General features: G+C 35.9%; 14 protein-coding genes. 12 read left to right on the top strand and 2 right to left on the bottom strand.

Going from position 1 to position 23,350, the window contains the following annotated elements; genetic code table 11:
* Positions 1-41: 41 nt before the first annotated feature.
* The 3 genes from OZP10_RS02825 to OZP10_RS02815 are packed head-to-tail and all read left to right on the top strand — an operon-like array spanning position 42 to position 2,845.
* The gene (locus OZP10_RS02825; protein ID WP_281633422.1) at positions 42-1,112 is read left to right on the top strand and encodes a glycoside hydrolase family protein; all 1,071 of its coding nucleotides are present in this window, start codon (positions 42-44) and stop codon (positions 1,110-1,112) included.
* A gap of 32 nt (positions 1,113-1,144) precedes the next feature.
* Positions 1,145-1,471: an L-rhamnose mutarotase gene (gene rhaM / locus OZP10_RS02820; RefSeq protein ID WP_281633421.1), complete on the top strand. Its 327-nt coding sequence runs from the start codon at positions 1,145-1,147 to the stop codon at positions 1,469-1,471.
* Between the two features lie 45 nt (positions 1,472-1,516).
* A complete protein-coding gene (locus OZP10_RS02815; protein ID WP_281633420.1) occupies positions 1,517-2,845 on the top strand; it encodes a rhamnogalacturonidase in 1,329 nt (442 codons plus the stop codon).
* 115 nt (positions 2,846-2,960) lie between these two features.
* Here OZP10_RS02815 and OZP10_RS02810 read toward each other — a convergent pair whose 3' ends face one another.
* The gene (locus OZP10_RS02810; RefSeq protein WP_281633419.1) at positions 2,961-4,448 is read right to left on the bottom strand and encodes a rhamnogalacturonan acetylesterase; all 1,488 of its coding nucleotides are present in this window, start codon (positions 4,446-4,448) and stop codon (positions 2,961-2,963) included.
* A gap of 125 nt (positions 4,449-4,573) precedes the next feature.
* Positions 4,574-7,423, bottom strand: a complete 2,850-nt coding sequence (locus tag OZP10_RS02805) for a glycoside hydrolase family 2 protein (RefSeq protein WP_281633418.1) — start codon at positions 7,421-7,423, stop codon at positions 4,574-4,576.
* Positions 7,424-7,716: 293 nt separating this feature from the next.
* On the opposite strand from OZP10_RS02805, the gene OZP10_RS02800 reads away from it, so the two are divergent.
* The 9 genes from OZP10_RS02800 to OZP10_RS02760 all read left to right on the top strand — a co-directional run bounded on the left by OZP10_RS02800 (position 7,717) and on the right by OZP10_RS02760 (position 23,324).
* Positions 7,717-11,127: a DUF4450 domain-containing protein gene (locus tag OZP10_RS02800; RefSeq protein ID WP_281633417.1), complete on the top strand. Its 3,411-nt coding sequence runs from the start codon at positions 7,717-7,719 to the stop codon at positions 11,125-11,127.
* A gap of 192 nt (positions 11,128-11,319) precedes the next feature.
* A complete protein-coding gene (locus OZP10_RS02795; RefSeq protein WP_281633416.1) occupies positions 11,320-13,446 on the top strand; it encodes a hypothetical protein in 2,127 nt (708 codons plus the stop codon).
* A 239-nt stretch (positions 13,447-13,685) separates the two neighbouring features.
* Positions 13,686-15,539, top strand: coding sequence for a rhamnogalacturonan lyase (locus OZP10_RS02790; RefSeq protein WP_281633415.1), 1,854 nt, complete (start codon positions 13,686-13,688; stop codon positions 15,537-15,539).
* 332 nt (positions 15,540-15,871) lie between these two features.
* A complete protein-coding gene (locus OZP10_RS02785; protein ID WP_281633414.1) occupies positions 15,872-17,218 on the top strand; it encodes a TolC family protein in 1,347 nt (448 codons plus the stop codon).
* Between the two features lie 11 nt (positions 17,219-17,229).
* Positions 17,230-18,294, top strand: coding sequence for an HlyD family secretion protein (locus OZP10_RS02780; protein WP_281633413.1), 1,065 nt, complete (start codon positions 17,230-17,232; stop codon positions 18,292-18,294).
* Between the two features lie 3 nt (positions 18,295-18,297).
* Entirely contained in the window at positions 18,298-19,866 is a 1,569-nt protein-coding gene (locus tag OZP10_RS02775; RefSeq protein WP_281633412.1) for an efflux MFS transporter permease, read from the top strand.
* A gap of 123 nt (positions 19,867-19,989) precedes the next feature.
* The gene (locus tag OZP10_RS02770; RefSeq protein ID WP_281633411.1) at positions 19,990-20,694 is read left to right on the top strand and encodes an ion channel; all 705 of its coding nucleotides are present in this window, start codon (positions 19,990-19,992) and stop codon (positions 20,692-20,694) included.
* A gap of 160 nt (positions 20,695-20,854) precedes the next feature.
* Positions 20,855-21,946 (top strand): AI-2E family transporter, encoded by a 1,092-nt coding sequence (locus OZP10_RS02765; RefSeq protein ID WP_281633410.1) that lies wholly within the window; start codon positions 20,855-20,857, stop codon positions 21,944-21,946.
* 157 nt (positions 21,947-22,103) lie between these two features.
* A complete protein-coding gene (locus OZP10_RS02760; RefSeq protein WP_281633409.1) occupies positions 22,104-23,324 on the top strand; it encodes a DUF763 domain-containing protein in 1,221 nt (406 codons plus the stop codon).
* The last annotated feature ends 26 nt before the right edge of the window (positions 23,325-23,350 follow it).

Here is a 23,350-nt window from a genome sequence, read left to right as displayed (position 1 = left end):
CAATCTGTTAGATCTGCGAGAGAATTTAATTAAAAAATAAAATGAATAGAAGGCAATTTATAATCGGGAATTCTCTAGCTGTTATGGCATTATGTCTTCCGTATTCGGCGAAAGCCTTCAGTTTTTTAGAAAATCCCAAACTTTCAGATTTCGAAAAAAAACTAAAACCTGTCGGACGAGCTTTAGAGTTTGAAGATTATTACGTTTGGTGCAACAGTCCGATTGAAGGCCCTGACGGAAAAATTCATGTGTTTTTTTCAAGATGGAAAAAATCAAAATCGATGAGTGGCTGGATCAACGGTTCTGAAATAGCGCACGCTGTTGCAGACAAACCAGAAGGCCCTTATGAATATGTGAGCACCGTTTTGGCGCCAAGAGGCGAAGGTTTTTGGGATGCTACGACTTGCCATAATCCAAGCATTCATTTTGTAGATGGCAAATACGCGCTTTTTTTTATGGGAAATTCTAACGGAAAAATGAATACTAAACGTATCGGTTTAGCACTTTCAGATTCGCTTTACGGTCCGTGGGAGCGACCAGACGAACCTTTATTGCTTCCTGGTGAAAAAGGAGATTGGGACGATCTGCTGACTACAAATCCGTCTTTTTTAAAACATCCAAACGGAGAATATTGGCTGTATTATAAATCATTAGATACAGAAAATTATGAGCATCCGAAATTCCCAATAAAAGGAAATAGGAAATACGGGTTGGCAATATCAAAATCGTTAACGGGACCTTATATAAAATATCCAAACAACCCGATTATCGATTTTTCTAAACTCGGAGACAATAAACAATGCGAAGATGCTTTTGTCTGGTATGAAAATAAAAAATTTAAAATGCTGGCCCGAGATATGGGCGTTTTCGGAATGGATTATGGCCTCTACATGGATTCTGATGACGGAATGCATTGGAATGCGCCTTTGATTTCCTATCAGCCCTTAAATAAATATATCAAGCAGCCCGAAGCGCCCAAATATTTAAACCGTTATGGTCGTGCCGAGCGTCCGCAGCTTTTGTTTCAAAAAGGAAAAGCAACCTATTTGTTTACGGCTTCGCAAGGAGGAAAATATGAAACCTCGTCAGCTTTTATTTTTAAGATAGAATGAAGCACAAAATGTTAAACAATTAAAGTGAAAAAATGGAAAATAATACAATTAGAAATGCTTTTACAATGCGATTGAAATCTGGCTTTGAGACAGAATACAAATTGCGGCATGATACTATATGGCCAGAACTTTTACAATTGCTTTCAGAAAGTGGCATACAGGATTATTCTATATTTCTAGACGAAGAAAGCGGTATTCTTTTTGGTGTTCAAAAATTAAACGCAGCATTTGACCGTTCTAAACTTTCCAGCCATCCTTTAATGAGAAAATGGTGGAATTATATGGCCGATATAATGGATACAAATCCAGATAATTCGCCAAAAGCAAATACGCTCACAGAAGTTTTTCATTTGGATTAACTTGTAAAAATTCATTCAATCAAAAAACTATTAATTAAATACTAAATGAAAAATATTTTAAAGGTTTTAGTTTTCATCATAGGCTTTTTTCAAATTTCATTTTCGCAAAATTATGCCAATGATACATTTCCAGACGGAAGCCCGATTACCAATTGGTTTAAAGATTATACTAAAATTCAATTGAAAAATTTAGGGAAACAATACATCATTACTGATTTTGGTGTGGGTAAAGACAGCACTAAAATTCAGACCATTCAGATTCAGAAAGTAATAGACAAAGCAGCCGCAAGTGGCGGAGGAGTAATTGTGATTCCGAAAGGAGTTTATTTGAGCGGCGCTTTGTTTTTTAAGCCCAAAACGGCTTTGTATGTTTCGGAAGGCGGAGTGTTGAAAGGATCAGATAGTATTGCCGATTTCCCGATTATGCCTTCGCGAATGGAAGGGCAGAATTTAGATTATTTTCCAGCATTGGTTAATGCTTATGGAGTAGATAATTTTTCGATTTCTGGAAAAGGAACGATAAACGGAAACGGTAGAAAATATTGGGAGGCGTTCTGGGAGCGACGTAAAGAAAATCCAAAATGCACTAATCTTGAAGTGTCTAGACCAAGATTGGTTTTTGTGTGGAATTCAAACAACGTGCAGCTTCAAGACGTAAAATTGATTAACTCTGGTTTTTGGACAAATCATTTTTATAAATGCAATAATGTAAAACTACTGGATTTGTATATTTTCTCGCCTCATATTGAGATTAAAGCGCCAAGCACAGACGCCATTGATATTGATATCTGCACTAATTTTTTAGTAAAAGGCTGTTACATGTCTGTTAATGACGATGCGATTGCTTTAAAAGGCGGAAAGGGGCCTTACGCAGATCAAGATAAAAATAACGGTCCGAATAGCAATATTATAATTGAAGATTGCAATTTCGGATTCTGCCATTCGGCATTAACAAATGGAAGCGAATCGATTCATAATAAAAATGTCATTATGAGAAATTGTAAAATTGATGGAGCTTCGCGAATGCTTTGGCTTAAAATGCGACCAGATACGCCGCAGCGATACGAATATATAAGAGTAGAAGATATAAAAGGAAGTGCCAAAAATTGTCTTGCGATTTTTGCTTGGAAACAATTTTTCGATTTAAAAGGGCGTCCTGATATTCCGCTATCTTACGGAGATCATGTGACTTTAAAAAATATAGATTTGAAATGCGAGACTTTTTACGGAGTAGAAAATGATCCAAATGTTCGTTTGTCCAATTTTACTTTTGAAAACATGAATATCGAAGCAGCAAAAATAGCTGTAGATAAAAGTCTGATTAACGGTGTAACTTTTAAAAATGTGTATGTAAATAAGAAATTAGTGGAATAGTTTCGAATATATTATAAGTATAAAAATCAAAATGGCTTCGGTTTTAAACGAAGCCATTTTTTTTAATTTCTTCACCAGCTTAGATTTTTATTTTGCTGCATCAAACTATTTTATTCTATTTTATCCAGTCGCAATTTTTTATTTTTTTAATACATTCTGCTGCGGTTAATGCATTGAAGTCGGCACCTTTCATACCGGTATGCGTGTGATCTTTAGGAAAAAAAGCTTTTACTTGTTCCTTTCCAAGAGCTTCATATTTTTTAGCAATTTCATCACTTAAATCAATGTAAGTAACATTTTCTTTTGTGGCAATTTCTCTGGACCACTTAACATACGTATCAAATCGTTGTTCTACTTTGTCATTCGGCCATTCGTTTCTTGGAGTTAAACTCAATACAATCGGAATTGCGCCTTTTTCTTTAGCCTCACGAATCATTTTTGAGATATACCAGCCAAATGTGTAAACTGTTTCCTTGGAACCGTCAGGACGCGTTATTTCTTGAGATTCATTGCCAATTCCTTTTAAAGAACCTCTAAATTTTTCCTTATCAACCGCACCCGCATCATTATGTCCAAACTGAATCAGGACGAAATTTCCGGGCTGTAACTGATTTTTTACTTCTTCCCAAAGTCCTTCTGTAATAAAAGTTCTGGAGCTTCGACCACCTCGAGCTTTATTGATAACTTCGATTCTTGTAGTGTCGCAATATTTAGGAAAAACAACACCCCAGCCTACAGCATCTGGACTTCCGTTATCGGCCATGGTAGAATCTCCAATTAAAAAGACTTTATTTTTGGAGGGAAAAACAATTTTAGGATTTTTTAAAATGTAATTTTTTAAAGTGTTTTTACTCTCTTTCAACTCATTAATAATTACAGAAGCCGACATGACAGCGCCTTTTGCCGAAGTATGCGTATGGTCTCTTTTGTAAAAATAAGTATCGGTTATTTTGGATTCACCCAATTTTTCCATTTCAAGAGCCATCTTTTCATTTAAATTAATGAAAGTCACTTGCTCTTTTTGGGCAACTTGTTTTGCCCAAAGTCCATACGAATGATTATTTCTGGGAACTTTTCCGTCTTTCCAGTCGTTTCTCGGAATTGGCGAACACACAATCGGAATAGCACCTTTTGATTTTGCTTCGCGAACTATTTTCTGAATATACCAACCATAACTATGAACGATTTCATGTTTTTTCGTCAGGATATTATCGATTTCCTGCGTTTCATTTCCAATTCCTTTAATCGTTCCGCGGGCGCGTAGACTATCGTTTATTGGCCCGTCGTCATTATGTCCAAACTGAATCAATACATAATCTCCTTTTTTAAGTTTACTTAAAACTACGGTCCATAAATCTTTATCCTGAAAAGTTCGGCTACTCGTACCACCAAGCGCATGATTTTCTACATGAATTTTGGTAGTGTCCAAAAACTGACCAATAAAATCTCCCCAACCCCAAAGTCCGCCATCGCCTTTGCCTTTTCCATTTTTCACAGTCGAATCGCCCACTGTATAAAGTGTAGGTTTAGAATCTTGTTTTGGAGTGAAATTAAAAAATAATACAGCCAGTAATAAAGTGAAAAGTATTTTAAATGATTTCATATTTTTTTTAATTGTGAATTGTGAAATGTGAGTTGTAAAATGGGCCTTCGACTCCACTCAGGCTGACAATCGTTTTCATTTGTCAGGCTGAGCGGAGTCGAAGCCTTTATGGCAAAATCTAAAATCTAAAATCTAAAATCAAACCACAAATCCATTCTAATTCCATCGTCGCCTTTTTTGATTCTAATATTTGTAGGCTGACTTTGCGGGCCTTGCTGTTCTAAAGGTTTAAAATCTCTCATAGCTGGAATTTCATACATAAAAGAGATATCACCTTCAGGAAAATCAGGTTGAGGATAACTTCCTGGAAAACCATTTTTAGGAAGATCTGGCGTAAATAGTCTCAAAAATAAATTATCGGATTCGCTGAAAACTTTAAAAGATGAATTTCCTGCTTTTAAATTGGCTCCCAATAAATTGGCGTGATAACCTTTAAATTCTGGGTAGATGAGATTTTCAAAACTTTCTCCTGTAATTGTATTATTGTAATCCTTTTGCCAAAAGCCGTAAGTTGTGCCTTTTATGCGGTTTTTCCAAACACGATACGGACCTCTTCCAAACCACTTAATTCCGATAACTTTTTTTTCGGGAAAGCTGAAAGTAATACCAAAAGCATTGATTTTATCTTCAAAAAAAGCACCATCAAAACCATCTCCGCCTGATGCATTTTTTAAAGCCAGCAATTCCATTTTTAATCTCCCATCGGCTTCCATAATCCATTTTATGGATGACAAACCACCAGAATAATTAACCTGACAGATTGCTTTTTCGTTTTCGTGCGATATTTGAATGTCTTTTAATTTGGCTTTCATACCAATCGGACGCGGACCATTTGTAAGCGGAATCACTTCAGATTTATTGCTGATTTTCTGAATTTCGCCAGTTGAGGCATCAATAACAACCGTTACCTCATTTCCTTTTAATGTAATTTCAGAATTGGTTTTGGTTACCGAAGCTTTTGTTTTTGAATTCTGAGTTGCTAAGAATTTAGAAGCATAAAATTTAGCCTTATGAATAGGCCAGGTCCAAGTGTAAATTTCCTTGTTGAACTGACCGAACGCTGTAATAGATAAAATATCGCCTTCAAAGAAATTTGGAGGAACAGCAAATTTAATTTTTCTGCTTTCACCTGGATTAATACTCGGAATTTCGATTTTACCAGAGCTTATTTCTTGAGCCGTTTTATCCGTATATAAAATAGTTGTGTCTGCTTTCAAAACTTTAAATTCCATTTTGCAGGAACTCAAATTGCTGAATAAATAATCATTTGTAATTAAAAAAGAACCGTCAAAAGTATCTGTTATCTGTTTGGGCTGAAACTGAATTGGTGCCCAAATTTCTTTTACAGCAAAATAGCTTCCTTCTTTTTCACGATGAGGTCCCAGAATTCCATCGGCTGCCAGAGAACCTTTAGAATCAAATTTTTGTTCACCTTTCCAGTCAGAACGTTTTACCGCTTCGTCAAGCATTGCCCACATAAAACCGCCTGCAAACAAGGGACTTTCTTTGTATCGATTCCAAAAATCTTCAAGCGCAGCACCATGTCCGTTATCATAAGTTCCGTGCATGAATTCAGTTGGGAAAAATACATTTTCACCCGAATTAAAGCGATGCATTCCCGTTAAATACGTTGGATAATGATGCGTATCCCAACCATTAAAATCGGCCCACGGATGGATCACAATTCTTTTCTGCGGATCATTTTCATCAAAAACTCTGTCGACATCATAATTCCATCCGCCTTCATTTCCGTTATCCCAAATTATGACTGACGGATGATTTACATCTCTTGTAATCATTTCTTTGGCGAGTTTAGTTCCTGTTTGGGTGTCATAAGAGTTTTGCCAGCCTGCCAATTCATTCAAAACAAAAAGCCCAAGAGAATCGCAAACATCCAAAAAATGATCATCTGGCGGATAATGTCCACGAACGGCATTCATATTCATATCTTTAATCAGTTTTACATCAAGCTCGCTTATGCGTTTGCTTGTACTGCGTCCGCCTTCAGGCCAAAAAGAATGACGGTTAATTCCTTTCATGATAATTTTGGTGTCGTTTACGTAAATTCCGTCCTGTTTTTTGAATTCTAAAGTTCTAAAACCTATCTTTTTATGATATTCATGGATAATGTTTCCATTTTGTTTTAAAACCAGTTTTAAGTCGTATAAATTCGGATTTTCGGGATTCCAAGGTTTAACGTTTTCCCATTTTACCGCAATAGTTTCTTGTATAGCTTTCGCTTTAAGCGGAAAATTAAAAACAGGAAAAGTTTCTTGATCACTTGATATGGATGCTTCTACGATTGTATTTTTTGAAATGTTCTTCAGATTCAAATCAACCGTAAGTGAACCGTCCATTTTTGGATTTACCGCAATATTCTGAATTTGAGTTTTAGGTGAAACTTCCAGCCAAACTGGACGATAAATTCCGCCAAAAAGCCACCAATCGGCTCTTCTTTCAGCATTATTTACAGATTTATTAGCAGAATGTTTCCAAACATGAACTTCTAAAATATTTTTAGAACCTAACTTTAAAAGAGACGAAATATCGTATTTGAATTCGTAAAATCCGCCTTGATGAATCGGTCCTGCAATTTTCCCGTTGATTTTTACCTCAGTGTCGGTCATAGCACCACCAAAAGCGATTAGAATCGTTTTATCTTTGTAATGGGATGGAACATCAAATTCATATTTATAAAAACCTTCTTCTTTGCTGGGCTCTTTCTGATTAAGTTCTTTGTACCAGCGTCCATAAGTGTATTCGCCAAAACCTTCCAATTCCCATTGCGATGGCACATTTATTTTTGTCCAAATTTTACTGTTATTGCCATCGGTACAATAAAAATCCCACTGTGCAGGATGTTCAAAATCTAGTCCAGAAAGAAAAATTTTATCCGTCTTCTGGGCGTTGGCATTAAAAAGAAAAGCACTGAAAATAAGAAATGCGAGAATGTTTTTTGAAAGCCTGCTGTTCATACAAATTTGGGTTGGTTTGTGGGTCGTTTTCTTTTACCTTTTTTGTGGCTGGAAGAAATTAGTATATCAAATCTAATTGTTCGTTTTAGATATTGTATCCTGTACTATGATGTTAAAAATTGTAAGATTGTTCTAAAAATTGGCATTTTCTTTAAATTTCCAAAATCAGGTAGGTACAGGATACTATCCGATAAAAAAACAAAGAAATTGCAACTACATTATTTAATTGATAAAATAATAAAGGAAAAATTTTATTATTCAGATTTCAATAATTATCAATATGTTGAATTTTTATGAGAATTAAAAAACAAACTATTTGCACTTTAGCTGTCTTGTTTCTGTCATCGACTCTTTTCATTTTTGGTCAGGAAAATGCTCCACTTCGTAAAATACATTATGTACCCGAAGGCAATAGTTTTGTTTTGAAAAACGGAACTCGAAAATTCAACAGAGCGCTTTATGGTTCTAATACCGCTTTTAGAGTTGAAACCGGAGATCTTCCTGAATTTGCGATGTACATGCCTGGTATGGGAGGCAATTTTAAATTAGCTCTCGTAAACGGAAAAGAAAGCAAATGGATAACTGAAGCTTCTAAAATTGATACGAGATATGTTTTAGGAACGATGCATTATACTATTGAAGATCCTATTTTAGAAAACGGAAAACTATTTGTAGACGTTGCTGCGTTAAAAGAAAGTGAAGGTTTTATAGTAAAAATATATGGTGAAAAACTGCCTAAGAAAATCAATTTAGTGTGGGCTTTTGGCGGTGCAACAGGAAAGAAATTTAGCCGTGACGGTGATGTTGGTGCAGATCCTGAATCAGTTTTTTATTTACAGCCACAATATTGTCTTGGCAATAAGTACACTCTTAAAAAAGAATCTTTCGTTTTAGAATATGGTTCAGAAAGCAACCGACAAAAAACAGGAAATAACAGAACTTTAAGCGGTTTTTTTCCTGGCTCAGAAGTTCATTTGGCTAATGCCGATTTGCAGAAAAACCCGCTGGAATTGTTTGATTCTAAAGCAGAGGGATTGTCTTTAATAACTGGAAAAGTGAATTCTGTTTCAGCAAAAGGTGATTATTGGCTTTTTGTTCCAGAAGTGTCAAAAATAAATTATAACCAAAAATCTATTGCCGAACTTTATAAAAAAGCAGTTGATGAAACACATTTTTTAGCCAACAGAATTAAAGTAAAAACACCAGACGATTATATTAATACATTAGGTTCTGCGTTGGCAATTGCTTCAGACGGAATTTGGGAAAGTCCTGCGTATCTTCATGGAGCAATTGCGTGGAGGATGTATTTAAATGCGTGGCGTGGAGCTTATACGGCAGATCCTTTGGGCTGGCATGACAGAGCGAAAACGCATTTTACAAGTTACAGCAATTCTCAAGTAATTTCTCCAGAAAGCGGACCCGTAGTTTTTGATGAAGAAAAAAATCTGGCAAGACAAAAAGAAGAAATTGGCACATCGATGTTTAGCAGCGGATACATCAGCCGAAGTCCGAATAAAAATAATGTTGCGCATCATTATGATATGAATCTGGTTTTTTTTGATCAAATGTTTCGTCATTTTAAATGGACTGGTGATACTGCTTTTTTAAAAGAAATGTGGCCGACAATTGAGCGGCATTTAAATTGGGAAAAAAGAAATTTTGACCCAGACAATGACGGACTTTATGATGCTTACGCGTCGATATGGGCGAGTGATGCTTTGCAGTATAGCGGCGGCGGCGTTATTCATTCTTCTGCATATAATTATTATGCCAATAAAATGGTGGCAGAACTGGCAAGAAAAATAGGAAAAGATGATACACCTTATGTAAAAGAAGCAGATAAAATCTTAAAAGCGGTAAACCAACAGCTTTGGATTTCGAAAAAGGGAATTTTTGCCGAATATAAAGATGCTTTAAGAAATCGATTATTGCACGATTCGCCTGGCGTTTGGAGTATTTATCATACAATCGATTCCGAATTGTCAAATCCTTTTGAGAGTTATCAAATGCTTGATTATGTGAACAATCAGATTCCGCATATTCCGATTTCGGCAGATGGATTGGATAAAAAAGATCTTTATGTAATCTCCACCACAAATTGGCAGCCTTATACTTGGTCAACCAATAATGTGGCTTTGGCAGAACAATTGCATACTTCGCTGGCTTTCTGGCAAGGCGGACAATCTGAAAAAGCTTATAAGATGTGGGAAAGCGCGTTAATAGAAAGTATGTATTTGGGTGCTTCGCCTGGAGGTTTTGAACAGCTTTTGTTTCAGGATGCCATGCGAGGAGAATTGTACCGCGATTTTGCCGATCCAATTGGTATGGCGTCGAGAACTTTGGTTGAAGGACTTTTCGGTATCCAGCCTGATGCTATAAACGAGGTTGTAACTATCCAGCAGGGTTTTCCTGAAAAATGGAATACTGCCTCATTGGAGATTCCAGATATTTCAATTGATTTTAAAAGAGAAAATAAAGAAGAGAGATATTCAATTAAAAATCAGTTTGCGGCAAAAATGAATTTGAAATTGATTTTGAATTCGTCTTTTGAAAGTGTAGAAAGTATCTCAGTCAACGGGAAATCAGTTGCATGGAAATTAGTTGATGAAAGTATCGGAAAAGTAAAAATCAGTATTGAAGTTCCTTATAATCCGAATTATGAGATTCACATTAAATGGAAAGGAGATGCTTTGGAAGATATTAAAACAAAAGATTTTTATGCAATTAATGAAACTTTAGAATTTAAAACATCAAAGTCGGAGATAATTTCTGTTTACGATCCGCAGGAGCTTTTAAAGGAAGTTTCGAAGGAAAATTATTCGCTTAAAGCGAAAGTAAATTCGGCTGGCGATAAAGTATTTTTTGTGAAATTAAAACAAGGAGAAATGACTTGGTGGAATCCTGTTCACCTGAATGTAAAAGCTGAAAAACAATCAGATGAAAACAATATCAATTGGGATATGCCTCTGGATAAGACAGCGAAAACAGAAACAGTTCTACTTTCTTCATTTTTTAATGCAAAAGTCACCGATATTTTTAATTACGAATATTTGTCGCCAAGACCTAAAACTGTGACATTACAGCTCCCAAAACAAGGAATTGGAAACTGGTGTTATCCAAATGTGACCGTAAAAATAGATGATTCTGGACTTCGAGAAAAAGCGAAACAGAATGGTGAAATAAAAATGCCAAATGGGATTACGTTTCAAACACCATCAGATGAAAATCAGAAGAATATTGTTTTCACATCGATGTGGGATAATTTTCCAGAAAGAATCAGTATTCCATTAAACGGAAAAGCTTCACATGCTTATTTTATGCTTGCAGGAACAACAAATCCAATGCAGAGCCGAATTGTAAATGGGGAAATTACAGTAAATTATACGGACGGGACGTCGGAAATTCTGCAATTAAAAAACCCAGAAAACTGGTGGCCGATCGAACAAGATTATTTTATTGACGGAAAAGCTTTTACAACCGGTGCGCCTAGACCGCCGAGAGTTTATTTTAAAACTGGTGAGATTTCAAGAGACTTTAAAGATTTTAAAGCTATAAAAGGTTTCAGTAATTATGGAGTTGAAGGCGGTGCAGGTACAATTCTAGATTTGCCTTTAAATAAAAACAAAACTTTAAAAAGCCTCACTTTGAAAACAATTGCCAATGATGTGGTGATTGGTTTGATGGGTGTTACTTTAATTAGGTAATGTCTCAATTAGATAATGAGATAATTTATAGAATGGGGCTTCGACTTCGCTCTGCCTGACACGCAGAGAAACAAAGAAATAAAGAAACAAAGAAACAAAGTAAAAATGCCTTATCTGTCAGGCTGAGCTAAGTCGAAGCCAACTTGAAACTTGAAACTTGAAACAAAAAAAAAACTAACCTAAAATAACCACATGAAAAACTATCAGCTCATAACCATATTCTTATTTTCGATTTCGGCATTGGCGCAGAAAATTGATCGAAAGGCTTTGGTGGCAAGGCACAATGTTCAAATTTCGGCTATTGATACTTTGGCATCTTTAACGGTCGGAAATGGAGCTTTTGCTTTTACCGTAGATGCCACCGGACTGCAGACTTTTCCGAAAACCTATCAAAACGGAATTCCGCTGGGAACGCAATCTGAATGGGGGTGGGATAGTTATAAAAATACAGAGAATTATAAGTTTTCTGAAACCTTAAGAGATTACAAACAATACGGAAGAGATATTTCGTATACGGTTCAAATTAAAGAACCCAAAAGAAAAGTGGATGCTGTGAACTGGTTTAGACAGAATCCGCATTTACTGCAGTTAGGGAATTTGGGTTTTGAAATTACTAAAAAAGACGGCAGTTGGGCTCAATCGACTGATGTAAAAGCAATTTCGCAAAAGCTGAATGTATGGACGGGAGAAATTGAAAGTTATTTTGAAATTGAAGGAACTCCTGTAACAGTTTTAACAGCTTCGCATCAGGAAAAAGATGAAATTGGCGTAAAAGTAAAATCAGATTTATTGAAAGAAAAGCGTTTAAAAATCAGTTTGCGAATTCCGTTTCCAACTGGCGAATGGGCAGATATGGGAACGAAATATGAAGGGAAGCAGGATTATAAAAGCGAACTTATAGAAAAATCTAAAACCGAAGCTGTTGTTACACATAAAATGGACAGCATTTCGTATAATGTGAATTTCAGATGGAAAGGAAATGCTAAAATCAAAAAAGCGTCTAATCATTATTTTGTGGTTGAAGCTTCAGATTCTAATACATTGGAATTAAGCGCGCTTTTTGCTTTGGCGGGAAATAAATCGATTCAGAATTCTTCGTTTACCGACATTCAGAACAGCAGTATAAAAGGCTGGGAGAAATTCTGGAAAAGCGGTGCTGCCGTAGATTTTTCGGGCAGTACAGATAAGCGTGCCAATGAATTAGAACGAAGAATAATTTTATCGCAGTATTTGACAAAAGCACAATGTACGGGAAAAGTTCCGCCACAAGAAACAGGTTTAACCTATAACAGCTGGTATGGAAAACCGCACTTGGAAATGCATTGGTGGCATGGTGTACATTTTGCACTTTGGGGCCGACCAGAATTGCTGGAGAGAAGTCTCCCTTGGTATCAAAAGGTTTTTGATAAGGCCAAAAATATTGCCAAAAGACAAGGTTTTGAAGGTGCAAGATGGCAAAAAATGGTGGATGCAGACGGAAACGAAAGCCCATCATCTGTAGGGTCATTTTTAATTTGGCAGCAACCGCATTTTATAACCTATGCAGAATTAATGTACAGGGCTAATCCAACAAATTCAACGTTGAATTTATACAGCGAACGTGTTTTTGCGACGGCTGATTTTATGGCTTCGTTTGCTCATTACGATGATAAAAAGGATCGTTATGTATTAGGTCCGGGCGTAATTCCGGCGCAAGAACGTTTTAAAGCAATGGAAACGTTTAACCCAACTTATGAATTGGCGTATTGGAACTGGGCTTTGAAAACTGCTATTGCATGGAAGAAAAAGCTCAATCAGAATGTGCCTGAAAAATGGGAAACGGTTTTGGCTAAGTTATCTAAACTTCCTGTGGCAGATAATGTGTATCTGGCAACAGAAAGCGCTACAGATTCTTATACTAATCCAGAATTTAAAACCGATCATCCTTCTGTCCTAGGAACTTTTGGGATGCTTCCAGAAACGTCTCTTTTAGACAAAAAAATCATGAAAAACACTTTTGATCTGGTTTGGAATACTTGGTCTTGGGATAAAACTTGGGGCTGGGATTTTCCGATGACAGCCATGTCGGCCGCAAGATTAAACATGCCAGAAAAAGCTGTAGATGCACTTTTTATGAATGTAACTACTAATACTTATTTGAAAAACGGACATAATTATCAAGCAGAAAGATTAACACTTTATCTTCCGGGTAATGGAGGTATTTTAACAGCAGTTGCCATGATGTGTGCCGGCTGGGACGGGTCTACAGAACAAAATCCAGGTTTCCCAAAAGATGGCACTTGGAAAGTGAAGAGCGAAGGATTTAACAAGATGTTTTAATTAAGAAACAGAGTTGCAAAGAGACAAAGGTTTTTATGGTGGCGTGAAAAAAATCTCGCAAAGTCGCCAAGATGCTTTTTTTTTTTTACTATATAAATTATATAAGAGATTTTAAGTTTTCTCTTAATTGAACTTATATAGTTTAATTCTTAAACTTTGCGTCTTTGCGAGAACTAAACCTTGCGCACTTAGCGTAAACCCTTGCGCCCTTTGCGGTTAAATTTTATAAGCAGTAAATTATGAAGAATAAAGCCTTTTTAATACTATTTCTTTTTGTAAGTCTGAATATATTCAGCCAGAGACAAATGGAAAATCTTGATCGCGGTATAATTGCGATAAAAAACAAAGGTCAGGTTTTTATCAGCTGGAGGTTTTTAGGAACAGATTCTGATGATCTGGCTTTTAATTTATATCGAAAAAATGGCAGTAAAAAAGCAGTATTATTAAACGATAAACCGATTACAGGAGCAACAAATTTTATTGATTCAAAAGCCGATTTGAATGTTGAGAATATCTGGTTTATAAAAACAGTTTTAAACGGAAAAGAATCAAATGCACCAGGAAGTTTTACGCTTTCTGCCAATGCTTCAGACAAACAATATCTCTCGATTAAACTGAAAGAAATTGAAGGATATATTGCTAACGATCTTTCGGTTGGTGATTTGGATGGCGATGGACAATATGATTTGGTTCTTCATATGACTGGAAAATCGCATGATAATTCACAGGTGGGGATTACAGATCCGCCTATTTTTCAGGCTTATAAGCTCGATGGAACATTTTTATGGCAAATTAATTTAGGAAAAAACATTCGCGAAGGCGCACATTATACGCAGTTTATGGTGTATGATTTAGATGGCGACGGAGTTGCAGAATTGGTTTGCAAAACGGCGGATGGAAGTGAAGACAGCGAAGGGACTGTTGTTGGCGATGCTTCAAAAGATTGGGTTGACCGAGATCCGAATTCGAAAACCTATGGTAAAATTTTAAAAGGCCCAGAATATCTGTCAGTTTTTGAAGGGAAAACTGGAAAACTGATTACAACTGTAGATTATATTCCGGAACGTGGCGATTTAGCAGGCTGGGGCGGAAATGGCGGAAGCGGAGGTAATGATACTAAAGGAAACCGAATGGATCGTTTTTTGGCTTGCGTGGCTTATTTAGACGGGGTTCATCCAAGTGTGGTCATGTGCCGAGGTTATTATGGAAGAACGGTTTTATCTGCCTGGGATTTTAAAAATAAAAAGCTGACTTCTAAATGGGCTTTCGATAGTAAAAATGCAGAAAATCCATATTCTGGAATGGGAAATCATAATCTTACTGTTACCGATGTCGATAATGATGGAAAAGATGAAATTATCTACGGATCGATGTGTGTTGACGATAATGGACAAGGCTTGTACACAACGGGTTTCAGGCATGGTGATGCCATACATGTTTCTGATCTTGATCTTGATGTTCCAGGTTTAGAGGTTTTCAATATTCATGAAATCGAAAACAAAACAACGGGTCCAGGCGTAACGTTTTTTTCTGCAAAAGATGGAAAAGTTTTATTTACAGATTCTCTCGACGGCGATGTCGGCAGAGGAGTTGCCGACAATATTGACCCAACTAGAAAAGGCGCACAATGCTGGTGGTCGGGCTCTCCGTATTTGCATGATATGAAAGGAAATGCTATTGGAAAAGCGCCAAGTTCTACTAATTTTTTAATTTATTGGGACGGCGACACTTCCAGAGAACTTTTAAATTCGAATTATATTGATAAATACAATGTAGGAAGATTGTTCACGGCTGAAGGCGCGGTTTCTAACAATGGCACAAAGTCGACTCCAGGACTTTCTGCGGATATTTTGGGAGACTGGCGCGAGGAATTAATCTTGAGATCTGAAGATAATAAAGAGCTTAGAATTTATTCTACGACAATTCCAACCAATGTTCGCCAATATACTTTAATGCACGACCCACAGTATCGTTTGAGTATTGCTTGGCAGAACGTAGGATATAATCAGCCGCCGCATACGAGTTTTTATATGGGGTTTGGAATGAACCCAGCTCCAAAACCCAACATTGTTTTAATCTCCTCAAAAAAATAAAATTAAAAAAGAAGATAGTTCTTAAGCGTACTTTTTTTGATTTTAAAATGAGCTAAGATTTTTAGTTCCCTATTAATTGTTTTTTTCTTATGATCCCTTAAAATTGTTTCATCTTATAAAATGAAACAATTTTAAGTGTTTGTATTATAAAGTGTTGAATAATAATTGTTTAAATTTATACGAAAATCATAATGCTGGAATAGCAGAATCCAAAATAACTATCGTAATTTTTCCGCCTAGCTAAAATTTAATTCTCTCGAAAGTTCTGCTAAATATTAAAGAATGTTGATTGCAAATTTCCAAAAAGTGCAAAATTAAATCAATATAATCTTATGAGCTATTGGCGGTTTAAAGTTTTTCGTTTAAAGCATTTAGCTCTTTTTCTATTGAGCTGCTGTCTCCATGTAAGTTTTGCGCAGCAGGATACCAGCAGTCTTGCATCTGCAAAAAAAATAAGACTCGATGAAGCCATTTTATTGGGCATTAAAAATAATCGGCAATTAAAACTTGCCAATGCCGATTTGGCTATTGCTAACGAAAATGTCAGTCAGGCAAAAATTGCAAAAGCGCCAAGAATCAGTTTAAATGGCGGATACAATTATATTGGAGATCCTAAACTTTATGAAGGATTTTATGCTAGAAATGTAACCGTAGATTATTACGATCATCAGGCCTTTGCCAATATTGTCTCTTCACTTCCAATTTACGCTGGGAACGCCATTAATACTAGAATTAATCAGCAGGAATTAATTAGTGAAATGCAGGAATCTGCCGTTAAAATGACAGAAGCCGATGTCAAAAATGCCATTACAGAACAATACTTTACACTTGAAAAATTATACCGACAGATTGAGGTTACGAAACAGAATATTATCAATACCGACATTCGAATAAATCAGCTAAAATCGCGTGTAAAAAATGGTCAGAACCTGACAAGTGATCTTTTGAGAACCGAGTTGCAGCAATCTAATTTTAAGGTTTCAGTTTTTAGAAGCACTAATACTATTCAGCTTATTAGCAATTATTTGGATATATTAATCGGTTTTCCGACCAATACGATTTTGAAACCTGAAGTGGCAGAAAGTATGATTCCGACAGAAAATATGAATCTGCAGGAAAGTTTAGAAGAAGCATTTCTGAATAGAGAAGAAATAAAACGGGCAGGAATAAGAATCAAATTATCTGAATCATCATTGAGTTTAACCAAAAGCGGATTTAAACCGAACTTAAATGCAAATCTTATTTTGAATACAGAATATCCAGCGCAATGGCCCAATTATGTAAACATTCTCAATTACTGGGCGGCAGGACTTTCTTTAAACTGGGATATTTCGAGTTTTTATAATTTGAAACATCGTATAAGCGGTGATAAACTGGAAATTGATAAAAGTAATATCGCTCTAGAAGTGACAAAAGACCAGATTACTACAGAAGTTAAAAATGCGTACGTCAGATATGCAGAAAGTAAGGAAAATATCAAAACCTACAAAAAAGATGTAGAGCTGTCAATGAGCAATTATAAAATTGTGAAAAGCCGTTATGACAACGATTTTGCTTTAATCAGCGAGATTGTAGATGCGGAATTACAATTAAATAACTCTAGAATTTCACTTGTAAACGCCAATTTAGATTTAATTATTCAGTATTACTCACTTCAATATGCAATGGGCAAACTTTAAAATTTCTTGTTATGAGCGAAGCAGATACACAAAATGGAGCGGTTCAGAAAAATGAAAAAAGAAGAAATACAATTCTAACAGTATTGTCTTTTATTTTTTTAATTGCAGGAGGCTTGTGGATTTTAAGTCTGTTCTTCGATTTTAGTTCTTATGAAACCACCAATAATGCTCAGGTTGAAGCTTACATCAATAATGTTGTGGCGCGTGCTACAGGACATATTAAAGAAATACGATTTGAAGCCAATCAGATGGTTCATAAAGGAGATACGTTGGTTGTTTTAGACGACGAAGAATATATTATTAAAGTCAAACAAGCAGAAGCTGATCTGGCTATAGCTGAAGGAAATCTGCATTCGCTGCAGCAAAATATTACGACTTCGATTTCCAATCAAGCTTCGGGAAAAGAGAAATTGGCTGGAGATTTAGCAAGTTTAGAAAAAGCGCAAAAAGATTATCAGCGATTTAAAAATATGTATGCCGATTCGGCTGTAACACGGAATCAGTACGATCAGGTTATTTCCAAATTAAAATCGGAAGAAGCTTATGTGAAAGCCGGTAAAAAAGGTTTGGATGCCAGCAGCTCGATTACTAAACAAAGTTCAATTAATCTTGAAGCCGCCACAGCAACTGTCGCTAGAAAGAAAGCAGATCTTGATGCCGCAAAACTTCAATTGTCCTATACCGTTATTACGGCTCCAACGAGTGGTTTTGTGGGAGAACGAAATTTATCTATTGGCGAATTAATCAATGCCAATCAAACCATTGCGACAATTGTATTGAATGAAAAATTATGGATTACGGCCAATTTTAAGGAAACTCAGATAGAGAAAATAAAACAGGGACAAGAAGTAACCATTACAATTGATGCCTTGGACGGAAAAGAATTTAAAGGAAAAGTGGCTGGTTTTTCTCCCGCGACTGGAGCTAAATTCTCAATGGTAGAACCCGATAATTCGACTGGAAATTTTGTCAAAATTACCCAGCGAATCCCAGTTAAAATTGAATTTGAAACTCCCACAAAAGAGCTTCAGGAAGTTAGACCCGGAATGAATGTAACAGTTGATGTAAAAAAATAAGAGATGTTTGCAGGAAAAAAAGGAAGCGTTTTTACACTGACAGGATTGTATATCCTGACGATTCCTTTTTTTAACGGACTCAATGTTACGACTTATGATAATTCACAGATATTAGGACATTTCGGACCTTCAACAACAGCTTTTAGTTATGCGGTTTATGTTCCTATTTTTGTCATGTTGGCTTTTTTGCCTTTAGGATTAAAATTAGGAAAACAAATCAAGGTTCGCACCATGATTTTATCCGTTTCATTTTTGTCTTTGCTTTTCAATACAGCTTCATTGTTTGCGCCAACAATTGTTTGGTTTGTTGTATGCCGATCTCTTTTGGCAATGGTTTCGGTTATCGGAATATTTGCTTCGATGGTGCCAATTTTATTGAAATATAATCCTGCTCTCAATATGGCTTTGATGTACGGAATTTTTCAGTTTATACAAAAAGGAAGCCAGCATTTGTATCAATATTTGGGAGCGCATTTTGTAAGTTTTCATAACTGGACGTTTGGAATTTATTTCTTAAATGTCAACTTTTTAATTTGTATTCTTTTAGCTTGGTATTTTTATAAAGCCGATGTGGCGCCTTTAAAAACCAAATTCCAATTTGATTGGAGAGGCTGGATTATCCTGATTTTATTTTTTACGATTATTCTTTTTTTATGTGCCGAAGGACAGACTAGAAATTGGTTTAGTGATCCTAAAATAACGCTGGCTTTTGCAGTTTTATTGATTGTAGCAGGAATCTATCTGCTTCATGTTCGTTTTACGGCAGAACCTTTAATTAATCCAGATGTTTACAAGTTTAAAAATGTAATTCCCGGTGCCTTTTTAATGTTTTATATCGGATTAATAAATGGAACAGGAAGCGTCGTAACGGGATATATGACTAATATTTTAGGTTTTGATCCCGTTCTGGGAGCAGTAACGCATCTTTCGCTTTTAATTGGATTATGCATTTCGATTCCGCTTTCGACTTATCTTTTATACAAACGCATTTATCTGGCTACGATTTGGGTAATTGGTTTTGCTTGCTATGGAATCTATCATATTATACTTTTTTTCAGATTTTATCCAGGAATCGATGCGTCTGATTTTTATCTGCCTTTAATTTTTAAAGGGTTAGGAATGGGGTTTCTTTTTCCTGTTTCGCTGCTTTACATTTCAGAGGGAATTCCGCCGTTTTTGAGCACATCGCGCATGATGACTGGAATTATTGCTCAGGCTGTTTTTGCTTCTTTACTTGGAGGCGCTGTTTTAGGAACTTTTATTTCGAACATGAATGTACAGCATAAAACAGGTTTAAGCCAGCAATTGAGTCCGATAAATAAACAAGCCGAACAGCAGTTGGAAAATTCAAAAAGGCAATTTTTATTCATGGGATTATCAGATGCCGAAGCACAGAAAAAAGCCGAGAAGAGTCTTTCGAATCAGACTTCTAAAGCTTCTATGTTATTGGCTTACAAAGATATTTATCTCGTCATGTCGGCAGTTTGTTTTTTGCCCATTTTTATTATTCTGCTTTTCAAACTTTGGCGAAGACCAATTGGAATGGTAGAAGTAGAGCCGATTCCGATTTGAGGGTGAGGAGGGAAGAAGCAAGAAGCAAGATTGGGGATTTGAGAAGCAAGAAGCAAGATTAAAGAATAAAGAGTTTAGAAATATTGGAGAAGAAAGTAACAAGTTAACGATTTGAATTATATTATGATAGCACAAAAAGACCGTTTTTTATATCGCTTTTGGACGCAAGAGAAAGGACTCAGTGGTATGCTGATTCTGTTGTGTATAATGCATTTTATTGTGATTCCGTTTTTTGGCGGTTATACGCGTTTTATGGTTGCGGTTAATATATTTTGGATGCTATTTCTTTTTGCGGGAATTATAGCTTTATCAAAACATAAAAAACAGGCTTTTCTCATTTCCATAATTCCCTTTTTATTTATTATAACACAATGGATTAATTATTTTGAACATAATATTTTTATCCTCTTTGCCGATTTAATTCTCTCAGTTGCGATCATGTTACTTTTGATCACTTTAGTTTTAATAAAAGTTTTAGAACCTGGTCCTGTAACCACTTATCGCATTGTGGGGTCGATTGTAGTGTACATGCTTTTGGTTCACTTTTGGGCTACACTTTATTTGTTTCTTTTCCAGCATATAGAAGGTGCTTTTCAAATAGCAGAATCAAATTTTTTGAGTAATAGCGATCAGGCTAGTTTTATGTATTTCAGTTATGTCTGTATCACATCTACGGGTTTTGGAGAGATTGTGCCTCTTCATCCTTTGGCTCGATCTTTAGTTCAAATCGAAGTGCTTACAGGCGTTTTATATCCTGTAATCTTAATCGGAAGACTGGTTTCTGATGCCAATTTTGCGACTAATAAGACTGGGAAGAATCAAGATTAGAGAAGAAAGAGTCTAGATTAGAGAAGAAAGAGGCAAGAAGAAAGAATGAAGATGCAAGAACCAAGATTAAAGAAGTTAGAGTAGAGATTTATAGAGAGAATTCATTTACCATTAACAATTCACAACTCACAATTACCATTCACCATTAAAAACAATAACCATGAAAACAACCAATTCGACTAAAAAGAAAGAACTCTTTGATACTATTTTGCAGTTATTTTTTATTTTCCTCCTTGTGGGGTTTTGTCTTAAATTGCTGTTGCCTTTTTTTATGCCTATAGTTTGGGCTATTATATTATCTGTTGTGTTTTATCCGTTGTTTAATTCGCTGCAGCGAATATTAAAAGGACGTAAAGCACTGGCATCGGTTGTTATCACGATTCTGATTATTGCAATAATGGTGGTTCCTCTTATTTATTTTTTGAAAGCGGCAACGGGGAATTTTTTAGAATTGAAAAGCAGTTTTGAAGCAGGAACCTTAAAAATTACTTCACCGGGAGCTTCTATAAAAGAATGGCCGATAATTGGTAAACCGCTCTACGAATTTTTACTGTCTTTATCTACAGATTTAGAGCAGAGTGTTATTAAATACCAAGATCAGATAAAAGAATTGTCTTCTAAAATTATGGCAAGTATTTTGAGCTCTGGCGCAGCATTTCTTCAGTTTATTTTATCGGTTATTATTGCAGGTGTTTTATTAGTGTCACCAAGTGGTAAAACTTTTTTCATGAAGTTTCTTAAAAAAATTGCAGGAAGTGAAGCAGAAGGAATTATGACTATTTCGGTTTCTACTATTTATCAAGTGGTTAAAGGTATATTGGGAGTTGCGGTTATTCAGACTATTATTCAGGCAATTGGGTTGTTTATGGCAGATATTCCGTATGCGGGAATTTTGACTTTGATCTGTTTGATATTTTCTATTTTACAGATTGGGCCAATTATAATTAACATCGGAGTTATTATCTACCTTTTCTCAACAGGAGATTCTGGTTATGCTATTTTTTGGACGGTGTTTTTCATTATCAGCGGATTGTCAGATAATGTCCTAAAACCGTTGTTATTAGGAAAAGGCGCTCTCGTGCCAATGCTTGTTATTTTCCTAGGTGTAATTGGCGGCTTTATCATGTCAGGTTTCATAGGATTGTTTGTTGGGCCAATTGTGTTTTCAATAGGATATAAATTGTTTGTTGCTTGGTTGGATGATAATCCAGAACCTGTTGCAGAACCCGAAGAAGATATTGAGATTGTTTAAATTGTTTATTGTGAAATGTGAAATGTAAGATGGGAGTACCATTTTACTTTTCACATGTCACATTTTACACCTCAAACTTTTTACGCTTGAATTAACAATTCACAATTTATAATTCACAATTAAATAAAGTATTTTTGCAGGATTATAATTCTAGCAAATGAAACGTTCCGGTACAGCAGATCTTCCTTTACATTATGGACATGTTCCATTATGGCTTGCTGAACGGATGTCTAAACTTGGTCTTGCCATTGTCGAAACGATTGCAATGGAATTTTCGACTGCCGAAGTTATAAGTAAATTAAGCAATCCTTTCTGGTTTCAGAGTTTTGGAGCCGTTATGGGAATGGATTGGCATTCGTCTGGAATTACAACTTCGGTTCTTGGAGCATTAAAAAAATCGGTTAATCCGCATTCAAAAGAACTCGGAATTTATATCTGCGGAGGAAAAGGGAAATACTCTATGGCAACGCCGCAGGAACTTTTATTTGTTGGCGAAAAAACTGGTCTTGACGGAATTAATCTTGCGAGCTGTAGCAGACTTACCGCCAAAGTGGATAATACAGCCATTCAAGACGGATTTCAATTGTATCAGCATAATTTTATCGTCGATAATAAAGGACAATGGGCTGTAATTCAGCAGGGAATGAATCCGAATGCTAGAACTGCCAGAAGATATCATTGGCATTCGCAAGATTTAAAGTCTTTTATAAATGAACCGCATACTTTTATTTATGGCGAAAATCAAGGCGCTATTTTAAATCTTACAGCAAATGCTGCCACAAAATCTCGTGAAGGTATTTTAGAATTGGTAAAAGAATCTCCAGTCAAAATTATAAAAGAAATGCAGCATCTTTCTATGCCCGCGCATCACGATGTGAGAATGGAAGATGTGAATATGAAAAGATTGGGCGCCATGCTTTGGGCTACTCACGAAAACAAGCCTGAAGATTTTGAAGAGTTACTGCTCTTAAAAGGAATGGGACCAAGAGCTTTGCAGTCTTTGGCTTTGGTAAGCGAAATAATCTACGGAACTCCAACACGATTTGAAGATCCAGCCCGTTTTTCATTTGCTCATGGCGGAAAAGACGGACATCCGTTTCCTGTTCCCGTTAAAATCTATGATGAAACTATCGATACGCTGCAAAGAGCCATTAATCGTGCTAAAATTGGAAATAGCGACAAACTGAGCGCTATTCAAAAACTATCTGAAATTTCAAGAAAAGCAGAAGAAAGTTTTACTCCAAATTCTAATTTTGATGCTTTAATTCAGAGAGAAAGACAAGAATCGCATAAATATGGCGGAAGAACCGTTTTTGGAGATGCGAAACCTCCCAAAAAGAAACCTATAAACCCAAACAATCAGCTGGAATTATTTTAAAAAACATAATTTCCTATAAGCCTTAA

Source organism: Flavobacterium luteolum, assembly GCF_027111275.1.
Classification (GTDB): domain Bacteria; phylum Bacteroidota; class Bacteroidia; order Flavobacteriales; family Flavobacteriaceae; genus Flavobacterium; species Flavobacterium luteolum.
This window is presented reverse-complemented; position numbering and strand designations above follow the sequence as displayed.

Excerpts from the sequence above, each read along its gene's own strand:
- OZP10_RS02825 (WP_281633422.1), top strand. The coding sequence starts at position 42 with ATGAATAGAAGGCAATTTATAATCGGGAATTCTCTAGCTGTTATGGCA.
- rhaM (WP_281633421.1), top strand. The coding sequence starts at position 1,145 with ATGGAAAATAATACAATTAGAAATGCTTTTACAATGCGATTGAAATCT.
- OZP10_RS02815 (WP_281633420.1), top strand. The coding sequence starts at position 1,517 with ATGAAAAATATTTTAAAGGTTTTAGTTTTCATCATAGGCTTTTTTCAA.
- OZP10_RS02810 (WP_281633419.1), bottom strand. The coding sequence starts at position 4,448 with ATGAAATCATTTAAAATACTTTTCACTTTATTACTGGCTGTATTATTT.
- OZP10_RS02805 (WP_281633418.1), bottom strand. The coding sequence starts at position 7,423 with ATGAACAGCAGGCTTTCAAAAAACATTCTCGCATTTCTTATTTTCAGT.
- OZP10_RS02800 (WP_281633417.1), top strand. The coding sequence starts at position 7,717 with ATGAGAATTAAAAAACAAACTATTTGCACTTTAGCTGTCTTGTTTCTG.
- OZP10_RS02795 (WP_281633416.1), top strand. The coding sequence starts at position 11,320 with ATGAAAAACTATCAGCTCATAACCATATTCTTATTTTCGATTTCGGCA.
- OZP10_RS02790 (WP_281633415.1), top strand. The coding sequence starts at position 13,686 with ATGAAGAATAAAGCCTTTTTAATACTATTTCTTTTTGTAAGTCTGAAT.
- OZP10_RS02785 (WP_281633414.1), top strand. The coding sequence starts at position 15,872 with ATGAGCTATTGGCGGTTTAAAGTTTTTCGTTTAAAGCATTTAGCTCTT.
- OZP10_RS02780 (WP_281633413.1), top strand. The coding sequence starts at position 17,230 with ATGAGCGAAGCAGATACACAAAATGGAGCGGTTCAGAAAAATGAAAAA.
- OZP10_RS02775 (WP_281633412.1), top strand. The coding sequence starts at position 18,298 with ATGTTTGCAGGAAAAAAAGGAAGCGTTTTTACACTGACAGGATTGTAT.
- OZP10_RS02770 (WP_281633411.1), top strand. The coding sequence starts at position 19,990 with ATGATAGCACAAAAAGACCGTTTTTTATATCGCTTTTGGACGCAAGAG.
- OZP10_RS02765 (WP_281633410.1), top strand. The coding sequence starts at position 20,855 with ATGAAAACAACCAATTCGACTAAAAAGAAAGAACTCTTTGATACTATT.
- OZP10_RS02760 (WP_281633409.1), top strand. The coding sequence starts at position 22,104 with ATGAAACGTTCCGGTACAGCAGATCTTCCTTTACATTATGGACATGTT.